We start from the raw sequence: 18,791 nt of genomic DNA, 5'->3' as shown, positions 1-18,791 counted from the left end.
GGTTCGAGTGCACTGCGCGGGTCAACCCGCAAAACAGAGGGTTTTGACCATGATGCGGCGTTTCGAAGATGCTCGGATCCTGATGTACAGTCACGACACGTTTGGTCTCGGCCATTTGCGGCGCTGCAGGACCATTGCGCACTCGCTGGTCGAGGATTATCGCGGTCTTAATATTCTTATCATCTCCGGCGCGACCATCGCCGGGGCTTTCGACTATCGCGCCCGGGTCGACTTCGTGAAGGTGCCGAGCGTCATCAAGCTGCGGAATGGCGAATATACTTCGCTCGCCCGTCATATTGATTTGCATGAAACATTGAAAATGCGCCAATCGATCATCCGGCATACGGCGGAAACCTTCCAGCCCGATATTTTCATTGTCGACAAGGAACCCATGGGGTTGAAGGGTGAAGTTGAGGAAACGCTTGCCTACCTCAAATCGCGGGGGACAACCCTCGTTCTTGGGTTGCGCGAGGTCATGGATGCGCCGCACTTGCTCGAGGCCGAGTGGAAAAACAACAATGTGATGCGCAAGATTGACCAATTCTACGACGCGGTCTGGGTTTATGGGCCGCCTGATTTCTACGACCCGCTGGTTGATCTCGACGTGCCGGCGTCCGTGCGCGAAAAGATGAAGTTTGTGGGGTTCCTGCAGCGAAGCCTTTCGAACGAAAGCGCGCCCACGCATGTCCCCGAAGGCGACTATATTCTGGTGACCACAGGCGGTGGCGGAGACGGCGCCGATCTTGTTCACAATGTCATCCATGCCTACCAGCAGGATCCGACATTGCAGCACAAGGCGTTCATCGTGCTCGGACCGTATATGCCCGCCAAGCAGCGGGCAAAACTTGTCAAAAAAGGCAGCAAAATTCCTCAAATCCAGGTCATTGAGTTCGATAATCGCATGGAAGAACTGATCGCCGGAGCAAAGGCCGTGGTCGCAATGGGTGGCTACAACACCTATTGCGAGATCCTGTCATTCGACAAGCCGGCGTTGATTGTGCCGCGCGTTGCGCCGCGCGCCGAGCAACTCATTCGCGCGAAGCGGGCCTCGGAACTCGGCCTTGTCGAGATGCTTCTGCCTGAACAGGCCGACAATCCGTTGCTTCTGGCGGATGTGCTGAAACGACTGCCCCATCGAGCGCCACCCTCCCAAACCGGCAAGGGCATGCGTTTGGAAGGACTTGTCCATATTTCCGAGATCGTGGGCGCCTGGCTCGACGAGCGCGAGCAGCCGCTTCCAGCCGTCGCGGAATAACCCTACATGCATTCTCCCCTGATACGTCGCAAGACGCTCGTCGTTCTTAAGGGCTATCCGCGTCTGTCGGAAACCTTCATCGCCCAGGAGTTGCTGGGACTTGAGCGCGCTGGCTTCGACCTGACGCTGATCTCCCTACGCAAACCGACTGACAAGAAGCGCCATCCCATCCATGATGAAATCCGTGCGCGGGTCGTCTACCTGCCGGAATATCTGCACGAGGAACCGCTGCGCGTATTGCGGGCCTTTATCGCAGGCTGGCGCAAGCCGAACTTCAATCGGGTTCTAAAGCGGTTCTGGGGGGATTTGCGCCGCGATGTCTCGCGCAATCGCTTCCGGCGTCTCGGTCAGGCGCTGGTGCTGGCCCACGAATGGCCAGAGGCAGGTGAATGGCTGCACGCCCATTTCATCCATACGCCGGCTTCGGTCACGGCATATACGAGCATTATGACTGGCGTGCCCTGGTCCTGTTCGGCGCATGCGAAGGACATTTGGACGTCTGAGGATTGGGAACTGCGCGAAAAGCTCGGGGATGCGCGGTGGAGCGTAACCTGTACGCGCTCTGGCTTCGAACATATGCGCGCGCTTGCTTCAGCCAAGGACCGGGTCCATCTGAGCTATCATGGGCTCGATCTGGAGCGGTTTGGACACTTCGATGCCGTGCGTTCCAGACGCGACGGATCAGACGCGGCAAATCCCGTGCAGATCTTGAGCGTTGGTCGGGCCGTACCCAAGAAGGGGTATGATGTACTCTTGCAGGCTCTAGCGCTTCTGCCCCGCGACCTTCATTGGAGATTCGTGCATATCGGCGGCGGCAATGAGCTTTCCCGGCTGCAGCCACTGGCCGAGAAGCTCGGCGTCATAGATCGTATCAATTGGAAAGGCGCGCTCGCCCAGGAAGAGGTCCTTGACCATTATCGCCTGGCCGATGTTTTTGCGCTCGCCTGCCGCGTTGCCGCCGATGGTGATCGCGACGGCCTGCCCAATGTCCTGGTCGAGGCGTCGAGCCAGAATCTCGTCTGTGTTTCAACGAATATTTCCGGCGTTCCTGAATTGCTTACGGATAATGAGAACGGCCTCGTTGTAACTCCCGAAGATCCGCGCGCGCTCGCAACGGCGCTTGAGCGCGTCATTCGCGATCCGGATTTTCGTCACAGTCTCGGCCATGCGGCGGAAACACGGGTCCGCGAACACTTCGATCACGATTCGAGCATTCGCCAGCTTACCCGTCTCTTCGAAAGCGAATGGCAAAAGGCATGACCTCCCCGCGCGTGTTCTTTTACGTTCAGCATTTGCTGGGTATCGGCCACCTGGCGCGCGCGAGCCGGATCGCGTCCGCGTTGACCACAGCTGGTTTCGATGTGACGGTCGTTACCGGGGGCTCCGAGGTTCCGGGCTTTCCAGCTCAAGGGATCAAATCCGTCGTCCTGCCAGCCGTTCTAGCCGCAACAGCCGGCTTTTCAGGCCTTGCCGACATCCATGGCAAGCCGGTGAACGATGAATTTCTCACCCGCCGCCGTGATCTGTTGCTCGATGCATTCCATAGAGTGCGACCCGATATCGTCATTACCGAGGCCTTTCCGTTCGGCCGCCGGCAAATGCGGTTCGAACTTCTGCCCTTGCTGGATGCAATCAAAGCGATGGTGCCACGTCCAATCCTGGTATCGTCGATCCGCGATATATTGCAGGAACGCACGAAGCCTGGACGGGACGAAGAGACGGTTTCTCTTGTCAAGGCGCATTTCGATCATGTGCTCGTTCACGGGGATCGGTCCTTCGTGGCCTTGCCGGAGACGTTTCCGCTAGCTGGCGAGATCGAGGGAAAGATTATCTACACCGGGCTTGTTGCTGGGCCCCTCCCCAAGGAACCGGGAGAGGTATTCGACGTCGTCGTCTCCGCCGGTGGCGGCGCTGTCGGCATCGACCTTATCCGCGCCGCCCTTGCTCTGGCACAGCGATCGGATCCTCGTCGTTCTTGGTGTCTCATCACTGGGCCCAATCTGTCGGAGACCGATTTCGCCGAACTTGCGTTAAATGCATCAGATCATGTTCGCCTTTTCCGTTTTCGCAAGGACTTCCCCTCCTTGCTCAAAAGCGCGGAACTCTCCATTTCGCAGGCCGGCTACAATACCGTCTGCGACATCCTCCAAGCCGGGTGCCGGTCGGTTCTCGTTCCCTTCACAGCGGGTGGTGAAACGGAGCAAAATTTGCGAGCGATGCGATTAGCATCGTTGGGTCTTGCCGTTGCCATACCGGAGGTCGGCTTGAGTGCCGACATTCTACGAGGCGCAGTGGAAGCGGCTCTCGCAGAGTGCCCGCCACGTTCGGGGCGGCTCGATCTCAACGGCGCGCGGCGCACCGGGGACATCTTGGGAGAACTGTTCGAGGCGAGAAGGATTCAGCAAGCCAGTTCCTGACAAGTTCGGAACCCTGCCGACCTGTCATATAGCGTTCGCGGAACGGATGCTGTAGGCTAGGACGATTCAACCATGGAGTTCATCCATGTGCACTTCAAACGTTTCAATTCGTAAAATGCCTGCTGAATTCACAGCGTACGGTTACCAATGGAAAAAAGTCTAACCCGTTATATCTGGTCGCACACACGGCTCCAGCAGATATGGATTCTGCTGGTGGTCGCGGTTTCGATGATCCCTTATTTCCTGTCGTTCGACTTGCCGAAACAGATCGTCAACGGTCCGATTCAGGGAACGGGATTCGACGCGCCCGGTGCGACGCAAACGTTCATGCGCATCCAGTACGACATTCCCTATTTCGGCAAGGTGCTTTTCTTTGAGGGGCTGCAACTCACGCGCTTCCAGATGCTGATGGCGCTGAGTCTTGTGTTCCTTCTCCTCGTTGTCATAAATGGCCTCTTCAAGCTCTATATCAATACTTACAAGGGGCGACTTGGCGAGCGCATGTTGCGGCGCATTCGCTTCGAACTGATCGATAGGGTGCTGCGCTTTCCGCCTGCGCAGTTCAAGCGAGTGAAATCGGCCGAAATTGCGACCATGATCAAGGATGAGGTGGAGCCGATGGGCGGCTTCACCGGAGATGCGTTCGTCCAGCCCGCGCTTCTCGGTGGTCAGGCCATCACTGCCCTCGTCTTCATCATCATGCAGAACTTCTGGCTCGGCATGATTGCCGCGGGCATCGTCGCCGTGCAGGGCGTCGTCATCCCGCGCATGCGCAAGCGGCTGCTCGAGCTTGGCCGCCAACGTCAGCTGACGGCGCGCGAACTCTCAGGACGCGTTGGCGAAATCGTGGATGGCATTGGCACGATTCATGGCAATGACACATCGAATTTCGAGCGTGCGGATATCGCCGCTCGTCTCGGCCTGATCTTTTCGATCCGCTATGATCTTTATCAGTGGAAGTTCCTGGTCAAGTTTATCAACAATTTCCTCGCACAGGTTACACCCTTCCTGTTCTACTCCATTGGCGGCTTTTTGGCGCTGCAGGGTCGTCTCGATATCGGCCAGTTGGTCGCGGTAATCAACGCTTACAAGGATCTGCCCGGTCCGCTGAAGGAACTCATCGACTGGGATCAGGCCCGGCAAGATGTTCAGGTCAAGTATGCGCAGGTCGTGGAGCAGTTCAATGTGGACAGGCTGGTCGATCCGAAGATTCAGGCGCTTTCAACAGAGCCCGTCAGTCCGCTCGAACACTCGCTGCATGCCGTCAACCTGACGGTATCGGATGACACTGGCGCGCCTTTGCTTCGACACGTGTCACTTGAGATTATGCCCGGAGAGACCGTTGCGGTCGTCGGCAATAGCGGGAGCGGCGCCGAGGCCTTGGCCGAAGCCTATGGCCGACTTGTCTGGCCGGATCAGGGACGCATCACCATCGATGGGCGCGACATACTGGAGCTTCCGGAAGCAATCACTGGCCGGCGTATCGCCTATGCCGCGTCCGATACCTACTTCTTCCAGGGAACCTTGCGGGACAACCTTCTCTATGGCCTGAAACATGCGCCGCTGACTCCGGTGGAGTACGAAGGCAAACTCGCCGACCAGTACAAGTGGAACATCATCGAGGCGCGCAAGGCAGGCAATCCCGAGCTTGATGTCAACAGTGACTGGGTCGACTATGCTTCCGCCGGTGTGACCGGCCCCCACGACCTTTTCAATGTCTTGCGGCCGGTGCTCGATGCTGTCCTGATATCGCAGGACATTCTCGACATGGCCCTGCATTCCAATGTGAATACGGCGACCCATGACGACCTTACCAGCCGCATCGTCGAACTTCGTGCGGCCCTGCGCAACCGCCTGAAAAAGGAAGACCTCGACGATCTGGTCGTGCCGTTCAAGCTCGACGCCTATAATCCGCAGGCAACGGTCGGCGAGAACTTTTTGTTCGGATCGATGAAGCGTCCGATGATGACCAACCGCAAGCTGGCTGCGCATCCCTATTTCCGTGCCATTTTGCGTGAAAACGACCTGTTCAACGATCTTTATGCGATGGGCCTCGAGATTGCCGAAAACGCCGTCGAACTGTTCCAGGACTTGCCTCCCGATCATCCGTTCTTCCAACAACTCACTTTCATGACGGCGGATGATATTCCTGCCTATCAGCAGCTCCTGCAGAAACTCAAAGGGCGCGGTATTGATGCCGCGTCATCGGACGAGCGCACCAGCATTATCCGCCTGAGCTTCTCCTACATTGAGCCAAGACACCGCTTCGGTCTGTTGAACGACCAACTGATGGCCAAGATCGTCGAGGCGCGCGGCCGGTTCCACAGCAATATGCCTGACGACCTCAAGGCGGTCATCGAACGCTACGATCCCAATAAGTTTATTGCCTCGACCACGCTCCTGGACAATGTCCTCTTCGGCAGGGTGGGCCTTACCCAGGCGGACGGGACCGATCGAATACGCAGCATCCTGCGTGAGCTCTTCGACAGTCTCGGCCTGTTCGAAAGCGTGCTCTCCATCGGCATGGATTTTGATGTGGGTTCGGGCGGCAAGCGGCTCACGAATGTGCAGCGCCAGAAGCTCAATGTCGCCCGCGCCCTGTTGAAGCGTGCGGACTACGTGATTTTCAACCGCCCGCTTCCTGCACTCGACCAGCGCGTGCAGGATCAGATCACCCACAGGATCATGGAGGGCCTTCATAAGGAGGGGCGCCCGCCTGCGATCATCTGGGTTTTGTCGAATTCGGCGCTTGCAAACCTCTTTGACCGTGTCATCGTCTTCGATAAGGGCACGTTAGTCGAAGAGGGAACGCACGCGACTCTTCTTGAGAAAAACGGTATATTCAAAGAGCTGGTATCGTAGAATACCGCGGAGTTGGGAGGGCGAAGTGGAGTATTACAGAGGGGGCAGTGGACGTTCATGTTGCTGAAAGACGAAGTCGAAATGCTAAGGCGGGTGCCGCTCTTTTCGGGTGTTGCCCCCGCCAAACTCAAGCTTCTGGCCTTCACATCCGACCGTGTGAGCTACAAGGCCGGACAGACCCTGTTCCACCAGGGCGATCCAGCTGATGCTGCCTATGTCATCCTGACCGGGGCGGCCGATATTCTGTCGGAAACGCCGAGCGGCGAGATCAAAGTCGCCGAGATCGAGCATGATTCCATCGTCGGTGAAATCGCCATTCTGTGCGATGTATCGCGAACAGCAACGGTCCGAGCAAATTCGGCACTCGAGGCGCTGCGTATTAGCAAGGACCATTTCCTGAAGCTGTTGAGCGACTACCCGGAGATGACCATAGAAATCATGCGTGTTCTTGCCGATCGCCTCAGCCATACGACGACCGAACTCAGCGAGGCACGGAGCAGGCAAAAGCAGGCGGCAAAGTAGAACGATCTTTCAGGCCTGATCGATACCGTCTGCAGTAATTTCTCCATTTGCGAAATCGATCGTGAAATTGCGCGAGGGCAGGCCCGAGAGATAACGACCCATCATGCGAAACAGTCGTGCAAACTTGTCTTGCGCTTGGCCAGATTCCAGCGGCGTCTCCCCCGCAAAAAGTTCGATGAGATACCGGTAAATCCCGATACGATCGACGGAGATGCGATCGAGCGCCATTTCACTCCCGAGGCGCAGCCGATACCAGTCACCCAGCAATTCGTGAAATGTGATGGCGTCCAATTGTTCCAGAGCTATGCCTGACGCCTTTAATGCCACCTGCACCTGACCCATGGAAGCACCGCGGCCACGTTCGGCGTGGATCAGAACCGCGACCTCGTCTAGTGCGATCGGCTGATGATGATGGCCAAGGAAAGCGAGGTCTCCGAGATTGAGCTGCATCGCGATCCTTGCCAGATCCTTCGGCCATTCGCGCCGCAGATAGCGGTGCACGACGAGTTGGTCGACATGCTCGGAAATGAAAGCGCCATAGTCGGCCGCTTCGAGCACTTTCCCGACCTTCTTGCCCGTTACATCGATCTCTACCCGGTACTGCTCGATGAGCAACGGGTCGATTGGGGATCCGTCAATTTTGACCGTTTCGACCTTGAGGTCGCCACCGCCGACGGTCACCACCTTAAAGGCTGGCGGAAAGGCGACCAACGATGGCACGCCGATATTGATGAGAAAACCGTCTTGCCGTTCGGCGCGCGCCGTATCATTGACATGCAAATGGCCACTGAAGTGGAATTGGATACCTGCTTCAATAAGCGCGTCTGCGACGGCAGATGAAGGTGTGCGCTCGGTCGAACTGGTCCTACCGATTAATGCACGCTCATCCTCCGTCGTGCCGTCCAGCATGTCGAGGGTGGGGTAGTGTGAGAAGGCAAGCAGTTTCTTGCCTTCTCGCCTCGCCCTCTCCGCAATGTCCTTCATCCAACCGAGCACGAAAGCCTTGTGTTTGAGCATGGCATTCCAGCCGGCATTGGTGCTGTCGACGAACGCACCCGAGTCCCCATCCACGAATTCGCCATTGCGCGGCTCGAACACGTTCGCATCGATCATCAGCAGCCAAAGGCCCGGCAGCGGCTCGACAAGGTAGGATGCATCCATCAAGCGGTATTCGTTCTGACCGTCATCGGAGCGGACCGTGTAAAGCCGCGCCGTGGGATCGTCGCTGGCCCCGAATGGCGTTTCCCAGAGTATATCCGAAGTCCTTCGAAAAAATCCGAGACTGGGCAGTGCCTTCAGTCCGGCCGGATAGCCTGAACAATACATTTTATCCGTCGTCACCATGCCGTCGGCATCATCGTCGACAAATCCGCCATCGCTGGCGACAATGGTATAGGTCCCGTCCGCATTGAGCAGTCGCTTGGCATGGTGACGGCCGCTTGGGCCAAATATATCGTGATTGCCCGGGGTCGCGATGAAATTGAGCCCCTGATCAAGCGTGTACCGGTCAAGAAGCTTGCGCAGTGCGTCGATCGTCGCTGCCTGTCCATCATCGGAGTAATCGCCGAGGAGGACGACATGCCTGATACCGCGCGCGACCACGTCATCGAGCGCGGCGCGCAAGGCGTGGTAGCTCTCATTGAACACCCGGGTGGACCTTACCGTGTCTGTGAGCCGGCGTGCGGTCATCCGGCGTCCCGCAACGTCTATTCCGCTGAAATCATAGTCGCCATAGAGATCGTGAAAATGTGCGTCCGCGATGATTGCAATGGACGGAAATTGCGAAGAAGACATGAACGGGACATTCCGATGGAAAGATACGCAAACTTATACATTTGTATCGAGAATTGTCATGAAGCTTAAAAAGTGAATCACTATCCCTTATATACCTTGTGACGTGGGCGTTTATTGCGCCCTTCGCAAATAATTCGAAAGCTAACGCTCGCATATCGTATGCGGTTTGGCTACGATGCCCGGCAAAGCGGGGGATTGGGTGTAAAGATCGGAATGAACGACGAAGTGTTTCGGGTAAAATTCTGGGGGACGCGCGGCAGCGTCGCCGTATCGGGACCCGAGTTCGAACGATACGGTGGCAACACCGCATGTATTGAAGTTCAGTGTGGCAAGCGTAAGCTGATTTTCGACGCAGGATCAGGCGTGCGGCAGGCGGGCGAAGCGCTGACGCGCGAAGGCGCCGACCAACTCGACATCATTTTCACCCATTGCCATTACGACCACATCATCGGTCTTCCCTATTTTGCACCGCTCTATAATCCGATGATGAATGTGCGCCTCTGGTCCGGGCATCTTGCCGGGGTCATGTCCACACGCGAGATCGTCAAGCAATTCATGCGCCCACCTTGGTTTCCGGTTGAACCCGAAATCTGCAAGGCTTGCCTCGGATTTCGCGATTTCCGCTCGGGCGACGTATTGGAGCCGTTTGAAGGCGTGAGGATCGAGACAGGCAGTCTCAATCATCCGGGCGGATGCATCGGCTATCGCGTAGAATGGGCCGGGAAGGTGCTTGCACTGATCTATGATACGGAACATGAGGCCGTGAAGTTTGATCCTGCGGTCATGCAGCTCATCAGGAACGCCGACCTTGTCGTCTATGACTGCACCTATACGGAAGATGAGATGCCTCGGCGTTTCGGGTATGGACATTCTACATGGCAACATGGCGTCCTGCTCGCGGAGGCCGCGAACGTGACTAAGCTTGCACTTTTCCACCATGCACCATCGCGCACCGATGATGAGCTCGACACATTCGAGCGCTTGGCCAAAGAGCGCTTCGCAGGCGCCTTTGCTGCACGGGATTTCCAGGTCATTGAGCTTTGATCCTAAATGAACTCGCTTAGCGGAGCCCAACCTGCTTTCGGCTCCCCTGATACGACTGCAAAGAGCTTTTCTAGAAACTGCCACGCGGATTCGTCGTGGACGAGATGGTGGGCGAGAATTCCGATGGGTTCGTCTGTGCTGTCAAACCGTTGCTGAAGCTCCTTGACGATTGCTGCAACGAGTTCACCGTGATCGCGGCAGCCGCGGGTGCCATGCCAGTCCATCAGGTCGACATGGGTGTTGACCACTGGTATTAAAGCCGCTTGCGCGGTCTTGGCCGGACCGAAGACCGAGAGCGCATCAAAGCCAAGCGCTGGCAATTCCGCTATCAGGGACTGATCAATGCGGTTCCAAGGCGGTACCAGCGCGGGCACGAAACGCTCTGGAAACAGGGTTCTGATGCGTGAGATACCCTCCCCGAGCTGCCTGAGTACGGTGTCCTGGGGGCGATGCAGGCCAAGCTCCTGCTTTTTCGCGTCACTTGGCGCATGATTTTGATGCGACCAGCCGTGGACAACGACAGCTACGCCCCTTTCACCGGCCAATCGCTCTGCAAGAGACTTCTCGGCATAGGCTGGAATGACTGCAAGTGTCATAGGCACTTGGTGCCGGTTCCCGAGTTGAAGAAGCCGCTCCAATGCCGATGTGGGCTTGACGGCGTCGTCATCGCGCAGCCAGAACCGCGCACTGCGGCCTGTGACGGACCAGCGTTGCAGTTCCTCGCTTAGCGGCTGCCAGGCTGGATCAATCGTCATGCTGTCGTCCCAAATATTGCTGCAGAATTTGATCGAGCCGGTTCGATGCCATTTCGAGCGACCGCTCTTGCGTAATGAAGTGGCGCGCCGCCAAGCTCATTTTGGCCCGCCTCTGTTCATCCCCGAGCACCATCGCTATGGCATCGGCATAAGCCTTTGTATTGCCTGGCATGGTTAGAACGCCCGTCACGCCGTCTTTCACCACCTCGGGCACGCCAGCAATTGCCTGGGCCACCACCGGAAGTCCCGCCGCCTGTGCCTCCATATAGGCGATGCCGTAGGCCTCGCCTATACCGGGCCATACGTAGACGGATGATCGCCGAAGCACATTCCGGACGATTTCCGGGGGCTGCTCGCCGAGCCATTCGATGCGGTCGTTCTCAAACTTCGAAAAGAGCGTCCTCACCTCGGGCCCGGCCGGTCCGTCGCCGATAATCGTCAGCCTCCAGCGCTCGCCAGTGATCAGCGACAGGGCGTTCGCGAGGACCCTGTAGCTTTCGAGTTTGTCGCCGGATCGCATCATGGCGACCGTTACAAGCTGCCCCGGGTTCCTCTCCGCATTGGACGCCTTGAATGGCGTCGTATCGATGAACGGAAGCAGGCGCTCGAGCTGCGCTCCCGGAATTGCCGCGGCAAGGCCCCGTATGTCCCGCTCGGTAAAGCAGAGATTGACCGCGGCCTGCCGTACGGCATCGACCACGAGAGATTGTAGTGCCGCCCACCCGCTCGCGTTTCGGCGCTGTGAATAGGATGCCTCCGCGGTTACGTAAGGTATGTTCACTCTGGCGGCTATGGAAGGACCAATGAGATCGGGCGCCTTGTAGTATGGATGGTAGGAAAACCAGAGATCCGGCCTTGCCATCTCGGCCCAATGGCTGCAGAGGCGCTTTACCTCCTCGGTCGCGGAAGCCGAAATATCCTCGCGCGCTGCATCGTCAGGAGTCGCGGCGAAACTCCGCAGTTCTGAGGCCAATTCGATGCTGTGCCCTGCCTTTTCCAGCGCGGCAATCAATAACCGCGCCATCTGGCGGTCACCAGATGGGACAGGGTGGTTTGGCGATTTCAACGGGGCGTAGAACGCTATACGCATGAGCGATGAGATTGATTTCCTGCCGGCTGAAATGCCGATCATGCCATAGTGGAATTTGCACAGCACAATTTCCAGTGCGGTCCGAACCTTGCTAACGATATTTTGATGGTTGGCCAGCTCTAGAATAATGAAATAGCCATGGTTCTAGATCATGACGTCCATCTCGCCAAATAGTCGGGCTCCCCTCCCCTAACCTCGTCGAGGAAAATCAGGTGTTCATGAAAGCAACCGCCACGACCGCGCCGCCCGGCATTTCCGAACGAACCCTGCGCCGGACAAGGCTGATTTCCGGGCTGATCATGCTTGTCTTTGTGACGTTGCATCTCGCGAACCACGCCCTCAACCTGATTTCCCTTACCGCGGCCGAGGAGGGACGGCGGTGGTTCATTGCACTCTGGCGCAGCCCGCCTGGTACGGTCCTGCTCTATGGCGCCGTTATCGTTCACGTCGCGCTTGTCATGCGCTCGCTCTATCAGCACCGGACCTTGGTAATGCCGGTGCGCGAAGCGTTGCAGATTGTGCTTGGATTGCTCATTCCCCTGTTCATCATTGAACATGTGGCCGGGACACGCATCCGCTTCGAACTCGCGGGTATTGAGCCAAGCTATGAAACTGTCATTCGCGGCCTCTGGATCGATTCGCCCACCAACGGCCTGCGGCAAAGCATTGCCCTCATTATCATCTGGGCGCATGGCTGCATCGGTGTCCATTTCTGGCTACGCTACCGCTCCTGGTACAGCAAGGCGTCACCGTATCTGTTGACGGTCGCCATCCTCCTTCCCGTTCTCGCTCTGCTCGGATTTGCTGACACCGGGCGCGTACTTGAAAGCGAGCCAATTCAATCAAGCGTTGGTCGCAGTAGTGAGCCAGCGCCCGTTAGATATCTTCGCGAGGCGAAATTCGAAGAGGTCCAGACCACCGTCAAATTCGCGCTCTATGGTGCCTTCGCCGGCACGCTCCTAACTGTTATCGCCTTGCGCACCCGACGAAGCTGGAAAGAGCGGACCACCCAGATCGAAATCCGCTATCCTGGCGGCGAGACAGTGCGCGTTCCCCGCGGCTTCAGCGTTCTCGAAGCAAGCCGCCTTGGCGGGATTCCCCATTATGCCGTCTGCGGTGGCAAAGGTCGATGTTCGACCTGCCGCGTACAGGTCGTTGAAGGTCTGGCAAAGCTACCACCGCCGCAATCCAACGAACAGGCAACATTGGAGCGGATCGGCGCCGATCCGGGCGTACGCCTCGCCTGTCAATTGCATCCAATCGACGACGTCAGCGTTGTTCCGCTTCTGCAGCCGTCAAACGAAGCAATCCTTCCCGTGGGCAGCCAGCAGACCAATCCTGGGCGCGAGCAGGAGATTGCGATTCTCTTTTGCGATATACGCAGCTTCACCATGCTGACGGAGGAACGTCTTCCCTACGACATTGTCTTTCTTCTCAATCGCTATTTCGCCCTGGTCGGGCAAGCCATCGAGCGTTCTGGCGGCCGGCTCGACAAATTCATTGGCGACGGCGCGATGGCCTTGTTCGGCCTCAACGGTTCGCCGGAAGACGGGTGCCGCAACGCCTTGAAGGCGGCGGCCGCCATCACGCGGGAGATAGAACGGTTGAACGATGAACTCGCCGGCGAACTTTCAATGCCGCTACGCGTCGCGATCGGCGTTCATGCCGGCCCCGCCATCGTTGGTGCCATGGGTTACGGGATGGTCAAGAATCTTACGGCGATCGGCGACACCGTCAATGTCGCAAGTCGGCTTGAGACGATCGCCAAGGAACTCGACGCCACCATTGTCGTATCGGAACCGACGATCATTCTCGCAGGCTCTGACACCGAGGCGCTCGAAAGCCGGGAAATCACTATCAGGGGCCGCGCCGAGCCGCTCCGCGTCTATATTATTCCGCAGGAGATGGGGCTAAATTTTGCATGATGCAAACGCGACAGCATAGGCAGACAGGTTTTTATGATCGGTAAAAAGCCCTTTGGTCGGCGGTGGCGCAAACTCAGGGACGGCGTTGCAACTCGCATGTTCAATACGCGTCTTGGCCGCGACGTTCTGATCAATGGCATCGGATCACGCGTGCTCAGCATGACCGTTGATTGCGGCGACCACATCATGAGCTTTTCGCCTTCTGACTACATTGGCAGGAAAGTGTTTCGTAAGGGAAATTTCGACCGCGACCACGTGGATCGCCTGTTGGCAATTCTTCACGAAAGACAACTGCTGCGGACCGCGAGCACTTTGCTCGAACTTGGAGGCAATATCGGCACCCAGACCATCTATTTCGCTTTAAGTAAGGCGTTCCACCGCATCGTCAGCGTTGAACCGGATCCGCGCAACTTCGAACTTCTGTGCCTGAATATCGAGCAGAACAAGCTGGCTGATGCGGTGACCCCAATCAATTGTGCAGCGGGAGACAAGGAAGGTGAGATTGATTTTTTCCAGCACAGCGATAATCACGGCAAGAGCAGTGCGATGCGCCAGAGCAATAACGACCACCGCATCGTCGTTCCCGTAAAACCAGTCGATACAATCCTGAAGCAAGCGCATGCTCGGTTCGAGGAAATCGGCCTCGTATGGATGGATATCGAGGGATACGAACCACGAGCCTGCAGATCAATGGAGGTACTTCTCGCGCGCCGTATCCCACTCTACCTGGAGTTTTCACCAGCGTTCTACGGGCCTGTGAAGGCGGCTGAATTTGTCCTCTATCTTGCACGGTTTTACGACGATTGCCTGATCTTTCGCGAGCAGGGTTTCACGCTGGCAAAGGTCGCAGCCATCCCTGTTAATGAACCGCAGTTCGACTTGCTGCTATTCAATTCGGCGGTAGAGGAAGTAGCGGCCGACTGGAACGCTTGAACAAATTGGCATGGCCTCGAGTTGGGGATGGACGAGTTCAAGGCCACTGGCCACAAGGCCGCCGGGCTTCAACAAACCAGCTGCGAGTTGCGGCAACCAGGTGAGCGTAATCGCATCCTTGTCGTCATAACCAGTGCCGATATCGACATGGACCAGCGCAGCATCGACGCCGATGAAGGTTTGGGCGGTTTCGCGGATGTCGCCAAGCACCATGTTTTCCGGGTCGGGGGTCGAACTCTTGTGTGATCCCACCGCCCGATCGAATACGATGATGCGCTTGCTCGGAAACAATTCGCGCAGATGATCGAATGTTCGACCGTTGCCGAGCCCCAGTTCCAAGACCGGCCCCTCCATTTCGTCCACTCTACCGCGAATGTGGTTGAGGACGTCGCGCTGCGCGGTCACGCGGTGAATGAAGCTGTCGAGCCGGCTCATGAATGTCTCCGTCTATTATCTTACGCAAACAATTCCGCTTAACATGCTCATCGGGAGGGGTCGATCATTACCCATTTCGCAGGAAATCGCTCCTGATGTGGTTCATTTGCGGAATGCGAATCAATTTGCCAGAACCTTGTACATGAATTGGGGGAGCATGCGGGCGCCGCACCCGGAATTCCTTAAAAACTTTTCAACTTGGACGAGCACCTCCTGGTTTACGGTTCCCCAGTGCAGGTAGGTCTAACTATTTTGATTTAATAACTTGACTCTTTTTATCATATTAAACTATAGGTTGCTCGCGGCACATGAACTCGTCAGATGGATGCATTTGTCTAATATAAATGCAAAATCAAGAGTGTATGGTTGCTGTATTGAAATCATCTAGAGAAGTAGTGCGCCATGGGTAAACATAATTATTCCTGTGAGAGCAATGTTCTTGTTGATGTACTAATACAATACAAACCAAAAATGATGAAAATAGCTGACCGTGTTTTGCAATCGCAAGGCCAGTCAGAGGATGTATTTCAGGACGCCGTCGTCAAGGCCTGCACAATGCGCCCAGTCTGTATACAGTGTCCGGTCGGCTATGCCTGCCGCATGGTCTACAACCTCGCGCTCGATGCGGCTCGCAAAGGGAGTCGTGAAAAGCTCAATCGAGCCTCGTTCGACGGAGCTGATACGATCCCTGCTCCTTGTGTCAGCGCGCTCGACTGCCTTGTCGCCGGCGAGACGTTGCGCGAGGTGCTCAGTTCGTTGCAGGGTCTGCCGCAGCGCACACATGATGCCTTTGTCCGCCACCGTATCGAGGGAATTCCCCAGAAAGACATTGCGGCGGAACTCGGTGTCTCCCCGACCCTTGTAAACTTCATGATCAAGGATGCTCACCGAGCCTGTGAACGTACGCTCAATGCTGCGTAGACTTACTGCTGCTGCGGATCATCAACACCGCGAAGACGGGGCCGCCGAGCAGCGTTGCAACGAGACCCGTAGGGAGTTGCCACGGAAAATAGATGGTTCGTCCAACAAAATCTGCGGTTGCCATCAGCACGGCGCCAAACATTGCCGAACCAAGAATGTGGGCGGTCCCGCGCGGTAGCCCAAGCCGTTGCGCCAAGTGCGGCGCCATCAATCCAACGAAGCTCAAAGGACCAACCACCAAGGTGGCGATGGCTGTCAAGAGAGCCGAGAGGCCCAGGATCAGAGCACGAAAACGTTGGATATCGACACCGTGGGCATGAGCTGAGACATCGCCCAGCGTGAATTGCTGCAACGGACGCGCAAGCAGTATGGCCAAGGCGACACCGACCACTGCGAACACTGCTGAAATCCAGGCCAGCGTCGAGGTAACGCCATAGGTCGACCCCGCCATCCAGCTCAAAAGGAAAAGCGCGCGCGGATCACCGGAGGCAAGGATGACCGAAACGAGCGCTGTCAGCAAAGCGCCGAGTGACACACCAAAGAGTAGAAATTGGTTTCCGGCGTGCGATCGGCGGTTGACCGCAAAGAGGACCGCGAGGACCATTGCTGCACCGGAAAAGCCAGCAATCAGCCTGTGGCCATAGGTAGGTTGGGCGACTACGAAGAGCATGCAAAGCAGACCCAACGCCGTGCCAGCGCTCACGCCGAGCACCTCGGGACTGGCAAGGGCGTTGCCCGTCAGCCTTTGCAAAAGGCTTCCCGACAAGGCGAGCAGGACGCCGGCGGAGATTGCTGCAACAAGGCGCGGCACGCGCCAAGGCAGCAATGACCGAAGTACATCGCCGGTCTGGCTCGCCCATCCGGCATCGATGCCCCGGCCAACAAAGACGGCAACCAAAGCGACTGTAACAAGGAGCAGCGCGAGCCCCGCCAGTAAACTGCGCGGCCGCGCGGTTGCAACGATAAGCGCCCTTCCCTGCACCGCAATCGCGTTCGGCATGTTACGCCTCAGCATCAGGAGCAACAGCACCGGTGCACCGATCACTGCCGTCACCGCTCCTGTCGGCAGAGCAGTACCTGTTGCGGTGCTATAAAGTTGCACGAGCTGGTCGACGATGATCAAAAGTGCGGCCCCCGCAAGTGAAGCAGCGACCAGTCTGCTGGCGATGCGTCTTGCGCCCACCGCGCGAGCGATTGCAGGGGCAGCGAGACCAAGGAAACCGATAATCCCGACCGCGCTAACCGTGAAGGCCGTCAGCGCCACCGCTATGAAGAGTGCGCTGGCGCGAATGGTCTGCACCCTTACACCGAGAGCCTGGGCGGCATCGCCGAGCGTCAACACCTCAAGTTGTTTAAGCAGTATCAAAGCCAGAAGGGTGCAGCCGGCGATTTTCGGTGCAAGCGCCGCCAACTGGCGCCAGTCGTTCTGATTGAGCGATCCGCCGCCCCAAATGAAAAGACCTGCGAGATAATGATCGTTCATGAGCGTCAGCAATGTGACGATGGCCGTGCAATAGAGGCCTGTGACCATCCCCGTCAGGATCACGACCACCGGGCTGAACTTGAATTTCCACCCGACGGCAAAGACGATCCCCATGACCGCAAATCCGCCGAGTGCCGTCGAAATGTCCCGGTTCCAGCCGAGGATCGCTGGAAACCACAGCATGGCTGCACCGAGGGCAAGCTGGGCGCCTGCTTCCACGCCAAGCGTCGATGGCGAGGCAAGCGGATTGCGCAGCACATGTTGGAACAACATGCCCGAAAGCCCCAGCGCAAAACCGCAGACGCCTGCCATGACAAGACGCGGCAGCAGGCTGTAATGCGCGAGGATGGCGCGGCTGTTATCCGGCGATGGCGTCGAAATAAGACTAACGAGGCTAAGTCCCGTAAATGAGGGCCAAAGATTGATCGCGGCAATTCCAAGTGCGGCGAGCCAAAGGACGCCGATCCATAGCCATGGCTGTAACGCGTTACGTCTCATGTTGTAGCTTTAACCAGGAGGCGGGCGAGGCGCGTCATCGACGGCAGTGTGCCGAACATCAGCACGCTTTCCATGCGTCGCGCACGGCCCTTTTGCACAAATGGCATGCTCTGCCAGAGGGGGCTGCCGGGAAGAGCCGTCAAAACGTCCGCTGGAACCGGATCCATGTAGAACAACCAGTTCTCTCCAACTTCGAATAGGTCGGCCATGCCGGCGTCGCTGAAACCCCATTCGTTGGCGGGCCGAGTCCAGGCGTTTTCGAGACCAAGACGGTCCAAGACGTCCTGAAAATTGCCGCCCGGTCCATAAAAGCGAATGTTGCGCGGATCAATGAAGGTCATGACGGCAAGCTTGCCAAGCTGCTGCGCCTGTCCTTTTGCGGCTTCAAGTTCGTTTTCCGTACGCTCGACCAACGCTTCGGCTTCCACCGATCGGCCTAGCAGCCTACCGAGTTCAAGTGTCGCGGCAACGATATTGGGATATGGTGACGTTCCGAGTGCATGAATGGGAAAGGATTTCACCGGCGCGATCAATTCGAGCTGCGGCCGGACCCATTCGAGATAGGGTGTCGACAGAATGAGATCGGGCTTCAGGAGTTGCAGGAGCTCCATGTTGATCTCATGGGCCGAGCCCATGTTGGCGATCCCCAGCGGCAAGGGCGGTTCGACAGCCCAATCTGACCAACTGGGCGTGTCGATCAAACCTACGGGCGGTACGCCAATTTCGATCAATGTTTGTGCCAGACCATAGTCGAGACAAACGACACGCAGTGTTGATGCCGCACTCCTTAACGTTGTGAACGTAGGTGTGAGCGTCATCGAGCCCAGGAGAAATGCGCGTCGGGAGAGTGCGGTCAT

General features: G+C 57.2%; 15 protein-coding genes. 9 read left to right on the top strand and 6 right to left on the bottom strand.

The window, feature by feature from the left end:
- Positions 1 to 49 precede the first annotated feature (49 nt).
- From AAAB35_RS20575 to AAAB35_RS20555, 5 genes are all read left to right on the top strand, one after another.
- Positions 50 to 1,255 (top strand): glycosyltransferase family protein, encoded by a 1,206-nt coding sequence (locus AAAB35_RS20575; RefSeq protein WP_340670137.1) that lies wholly within the window; start codon positions 50 to 52, stop codon positions 1,253 to 1,255.
- 6 nt (positions 1,256 to 1,261) lie between these two features.
- Complete coding sequence (locus AAAB35_RS20570) at positions 1,262 to 2,515, top strand: glycosyltransferase family 4 protein (protein ID WP_340670132.1); 1,254 nt, start codon at positions 1,262 to 1,264, stop codon at positions 2,513 to 2,515.
- Positions 2,512 to 3,672: a glycosyltransferase gene (locus AAAB35_RS20565; protein ID WP_340670131.1), complete on the top strand. Its 1,161-nt coding sequence runs from the start codon at positions 2,512 to 2,514 to the stop codon at positions 3,670 to 3,672. Before AAAB35_RS20570 ends, AAAB35_RS20565 begins: the two co-directional genes overlap by 4 nt.
- Before the next feature lie 147 nt (positions 3,673 to 3,819).
- Entirely contained in the window at positions 3,820 to 6,534 is a 2,715-nt protein-coding gene (locus AAAB35_RS20560; protein ID WP_340670130.1) for an ABC transporter ATP-binding protein, read from the top strand.
- 57 nt (positions 6,535 to 6,591) lie between these two features.
- The gene (locus AAAB35_RS20555) at positions 6,592 to 7,056 is read left to right on the top strand and encodes a Crp/Fnr family transcriptional regulator (RefSeq protein ID WP_340670129.1); all 465 of its coding nucleotides are present in this window, start codon (positions 6,592 to 6,594) and stop codon (positions 7,054 to 7,056) included.
- A 9-nt stretch (positions 7,057 to 7,065) separates the two neighbouring features.
- Here the strand turns inward: AAAB35_RS20555 and AAAB35_RS20550 are convergent, their stop codons facing one another.
- Complete coding sequence (locus tag AAAB35_RS20550) at positions 7,066 to 8,850, bottom strand: metallophosphoesterase (protein WP_340670128.1); 1,785 nt, start codon at positions 8,848 to 8,850, stop codon at positions 7,066 to 7,068.
- A gap of 213 nt (positions 8,851 to 9,063) precedes the next feature.
- Between AAAB35_RS20550 and AAAB35_RS20545 the strand changes: the two genes are divergently transcribed.
- A complete protein-coding gene (locus AAAB35_RS20545; RefSeq protein ID WP_340670127.1) occupies positions 9,064 to 9,894 on the top strand; it encodes an MBL fold metallo-hydrolase in 831 nt (276 codons plus the stop codon).
- A gap of 2 nt (positions 9,895 to 9,896) precedes the next feature.
- Here AAAB35_RS20545 and AAAB35_RS20540 read toward each other — a convergent pair whose 3' ends face one another.
- Positions 9,897 to 10,649: a polysaccharide deacetylase family protein gene (locus AAAB35_RS20540; protein ID WP_340670126.1), complete on the bottom strand. Its 753-nt coding sequence runs from the start codon at positions 10,647 to 10,649 to the stop codon at positions 9,897 to 9,899.
- Positions 10,639 to 11,739: a glycosyltransferase family 4 protein gene (locus tag AAAB35_RS20535; protein ID WP_340670136.1), complete on the bottom strand. Its 1,101-nt coding sequence runs from the start codon at positions 11,737 to 11,739 to the stop codon at positions 10,639 to 10,641. The genes AAAB35_RS20540 and AAAB35_RS20535 overlap by 11 nt, the downstream gene beginning before the upstream one ends.
- A gap of 218 nt (positions 11,740 to 11,957) precedes the next feature.
- On the opposite strand from AAAB35_RS20535, the gene AAAB35_RS20530 reads away from it, so the two are divergent.
- Both AAAB35_RS20530 and AAAB35_RS20525 read left to right on the top strand, forming a co-directional pair.
- Entirely contained in the window at positions 11,958 to 13,664 is a 1,707-nt protein-coding gene (locus AAAB35_RS20530; RefSeq protein ID WP_340670125.1) for an adenylate/guanylate cyclase domain-containing protein, read from the top strand.
- 33 nt (positions 13,665 to 13,697) lie between these two features.
- Positions 13,698 to 14,597, top strand: coding sequence for an FkbM family methyltransferase (locus AAAB35_RS20525; protein ID WP_340670124.1), 900 nt, complete (start codon positions 13,698 to 13,700; stop codon positions 14,595 to 14,597).
- On the opposite strand, the gene AAAB35_RS20520 is transcribed toward AAAB35_RS20525, so the two are convergent.
- Positions 14,550 to 15,032: a class I SAM-dependent methyltransferase gene (locus tag AAAB35_RS20520; protein WP_340670123.1), complete on the bottom strand. Its 483-nt coding sequence runs from the start codon at positions 15,030 to 15,032 to the stop codon at positions 14,550 to 14,552. The two genes, AAAB35_RS20525 and AAAB35_RS20520, sit on opposite strands and share 48 nt — an antisense overlap.
- Positions 15,033 to 15,434: 402 nt before the next feature.
- On the opposite strand from AAAB35_RS20520, the gene AAAB35_RS20515 reads away from it, so the two are divergent.
- Entirely contained in the window at positions 15,435 to 15,953 is a 519-nt protein-coding gene (locus AAAB35_RS20515; RefSeq protein WP_340670122.1) for a sigma-70 family RNA polymerase sigma factor, read from the top strand.
- Here AAAB35_RS20515 and fhuB read toward each other — a convergent pair.
- Positions 15,940 to 17,934, bottom strand: a complete 1,995-nt coding sequence (gene fhuB, locus AAAB35_RS20510) for a Fe(3+)-hydroxamate ABC transporter permease FhuB (protein ID WP_340670121.1) — start codon at positions 17,932 to 17,934, stop codon at positions 15,940 to 15,942. The two genes, AAAB35_RS20515 and fhuB, sit on opposite strands and share 14 nt — an antisense overlap.
- Positions 17,931 to 18,791, bottom strand: coding sequence for an iron-siderophore ABC transporter substrate-binding protein (locus tag AAAB35_RS20505; RefSeq protein WP_340670120.1), 861 nt, complete (start codon positions 18,789 to 18,791; stop codon positions 17,931 to 17,933). Before AAAB35_RS20505 ends, fhuB begins: the two co-directional genes overlap by 4 nt.

Origin of the sequence: Phyllobacterium sp., assembly GCF_037994425.1 — a bacterium.
In the GTDB taxonomy this organism is placed as follows: Bacteria; Pseudomonadota; Alphaproteobacteria; order Rhizobiales; family Rhizobiaceae; genus Phyllobacterium.
Note: the sequence above shows the minus strand (reverse complement) of the source record. Positions and strands in the feature narration are given on the sequence as shown.

What these genes read in the sequence shown, in the direction of transcription:
- AAAB35_RS20575 (WP_340670137.1), top strand. Translation starts at nt 50, where the DNA reads ATGATGCGGCGTTTCGAAGATGCTCGGATCCTGATGTACAGTCACGAC.
- AAAB35_RS20570 (WP_340670132.1), top strand. Translation starts at nt 1,262, where the DNA reads ATGCATTCTCCCCTGATACGTCGCAAGACGCTCGTCGTTCTTAAGGGC.
- AAAB35_RS20565 (WP_340670131.1), top strand. Translation starts at nt 2,512, where the DNA reads ATGACCTCCCCGCGCGTGTTCTTTTACGTTCAGCATTTGCTGGGTATC.
- AAAB35_RS20560 (WP_340670130.1), top strand. Translation starts at nt 3,820, where the DNA reads ATGGAAAAAAGTCTAACCCGTTATATCTGGTCGCACACACGGCTCCAG.
- AAAB35_RS20555 (WP_340670129.1), top strand. Translation starts at nt 6,592, where the DNA reads ATGTTGCTGAAAGACGAAGTCGAAATGCTAAGGCGGGTGCCGCTCTTT.
- AAAB35_RS20550 (WP_340670128.1), bottom strand. Translation starts at nt 8,850, where the DNA reads ATGTCTTCTTCGCAATTTCCGTCCATTGCAATCATCGCGGACGCACAT.
- AAAB35_RS20545 (WP_340670127.1), top strand. Translation starts at nt 9,064, where the DNA reads ATGAACGACGAAGTGTTTCGGGTAAAATTCTGGGGGACGCGCGGCAGC.
- AAAB35_RS20540 (WP_340670126.1), bottom strand. Translation starts at nt 10,649, where the DNA reads ATGACGATTGATCCAGCCTGGCAGCCGCTAAGCGAGGAACTGCAACGC.
- AAAB35_RS20535 (WP_340670136.1), bottom strand. Translation starts at nt 11,739, where the DNA reads ATGCGTATAGCGTTCTACGCCCCGTTGAAATCGCCAAACCACCCTGTC.
- AAAB35_RS20530 (WP_340670125.1), top strand. Translation starts at nt 11,958, where the DNA reads ATGAAAGCAACCGCCACGACCGCGCCGCCCGGCATTTCCGAACGAACC.
- AAAB35_RS20525 (WP_340670124.1), top strand. Translation starts at nt 13,698, where the DNA reads ATGATCGGTAAAAAGCCCTTTGGTCGGCGGTGGCGCAAACTCAGGGAC.
- AAAB35_RS20520 (WP_340670123.1), bottom strand. Translation starts at nt 15,032, where the DNA reads ATGAGCCGGCTCGACAGCTTCATTCACCGCGTGACCGCGCAGCGCGAC.
- AAAB35_RS20515 (WP_340670122.1), top strand. Translation starts at nt 15,435, where the DNA reads ATGGGTAAACATAATTATTCCTGTGAGAGCAATGTTCTTGTTGATGTA.
- fhuB (WP_340670121.1), bottom strand. Translation starts at nt 17,934, where the DNA reads ATGAGACGTAACGCGTTACAGCCATGGCTATGGATCGGCGTCCTTTGG.
- AAAB35_RS20505 (WP_340670120.1), bottom strand. Translation starts at nt 18,791, where the DNA reads ATGACCGCACTCTCCCGACGCGCATTTCTCCTGGGCTCGATGACGCTC.